Consider the following 1,791-nt stretch of genomic DNA (forward strand, 5'->3'; position numbering starts at 1 on the left):
GTTTGAGTGAAAGCTCACTCAAAACTAAACAAAGACAATCCTTGTATAAAGGTTCCATACTCCTTAGAAAGGAGGTGATCCAGCCGCACCTTCCGATACGGCTACCTTGTTACGACTTCACCCCAATCATCTATCCCACCTTCGACGGCTCCCTCATAGGTTAGGCCACCGGCTTCGGGTGTTACAAACTCTCGTGGTGTGACGGGCGGTGTGTACAAGACCCGGGAACGGATTCACCGTGGCGTGCTGATCCACGATTACTAGCGATTCCGGCTTCATGCAGGCGAGTTGCAGCCTGCAATCCGAACTGAGAACGACTTTAAGAGATTCGCTTGCCCTCGCGAGTTTGCTGCTCGTTGTATCGTCCATTGTAGCACGTGTGTAGCCCAGGTCATAAGGGGCATGATGATTTGACGTCATCCCCACCTTCCTCCGGTTTGTCACCGGCAGTCTAACTAGAGTCCCCATCTGAATGCTGGCAACTAGTTATAAGGGTTGCGCTCGTTGCGGGACTTAACCCAACATCTCACGACACGAGCTGACGACAACCATGCACCACCTGTCTCTATGCTCCGAAGAGAAACTCTATCTCTAGAGTGGTCATAGGATGTCAAGACCTGGTAAGGTTCTTCGCGTTGCTTCGAATTAAACCACATGCTCCACCGCTTGTGCGGGTCCCCGTCAATTCCTTTGAGTTTCAGTCTTGCGACCGTACTCCCCAGGCGGAGTGCTTATTGCGTTAACGCCAGCACTGAAGGGTGGAAACCCTCCAACACTTAGCACTCATCGTTTACGGCGTGGACTACCAGGGTATCTAATCCTGTTTGCTCCCCACGCTTTCGAGCCTCAGCGTCAGTATCAGACCAGAAAGCCGCCTTCGCCACTGGTGTTCCTCCATATATCTACGCATTTCACCGCTACACATGGAATTCCGCTTTCCTCTTCTGTACTCAAGTGACCCAGTTTCCAATGACCCTCCACGGTTAAGCCGTGGGCTTTCACATCAGACTTAAGTCACCGCCTGCGCTCCCTTTACGCCCAATAAATCCGGACAACGCTTGCCACCTACGTATTACCGCGGCTGCTGGCACGTAGTTAGCCGTGGCTTTCTGATTAGTTACCGTCAATCCCTAGCCAGTTACTACTAGGGGTGTTCTTGGCTAATAACAGTGCTTTACGATCCGAAAACCTTCTTCACACACGCGGCGTTGCTCCGTCAGACTTGCGTCCATTGCGGAAGATTCCCTACTGCTGCCTCCCGTAGGAGTTTGGGCCGTGTCTCAGTCCCAATGTGGCCGATTACCCTCTCAGGTCGGCTATGCATCATGGCCTTGGTAAGCCGTTACCTTACCAACTAGCTAATGCACCGCGGGCCCATCCTTGAGTGATAGCAGAGCCATCTTTCAATCAACCATCAGGCGATGATTGCTGTTATGCGGTATTAGCGATCGTTTCCGACCGTTATCCCCCGCTCAAGGGTAGGTTTCCCACGTGTTACTCACCCGTCCGCCACTCACGTTAAGAGAACAAGTTCTCCGTCAGTGCGTTCGACTTGCATGTATTAGGCACGCCGCCAGCGTTCGTCCTGAGCCAGGATCAAACTCTCATGAAAGTTAATTTCATAAGTCTAATTGACTCATTTAAATACTAGCTAATTATGATTTTTATACTGATCATACACAGTCTGTCTCGAATTTAATATTCGGGTTGTTCGTTTATACGAACCCCTTACACAAATTGGTGTTTGTCTTTGTTCAGTTTTCAATGAGCTTTCGTTGTCTTTTGTTTTTT

The 1,791-nt window shown here is 50.1% G+C and carries 1 rRNA gene; it reads right to left on the reverse strand.

Going from position 1 to position 1,791, the window contains the following annotated elements:
- Window positions 1–67: 67 nt before the first annotated feature.
- Window positions 68–1,612: ribosomal RNA gene (locus tag HMPREF9257_RS02710) — 16S ribosomal RNA — on the reverse strand.
- Window positions 1,613–1,791: the final 179 nt, after the last annotated feature.

Origin of the sequence: Eremococcus coleocola ACS-139-V-Col8 (genome assembly GCF_000183205.1) — a bacterium.
GTDB classification, from domain to species: Bacteria; Bacillota; Bacilli; order Lactobacillales; family Aerococcaceae; genus Eremococcus; species Eremococcus coleocola.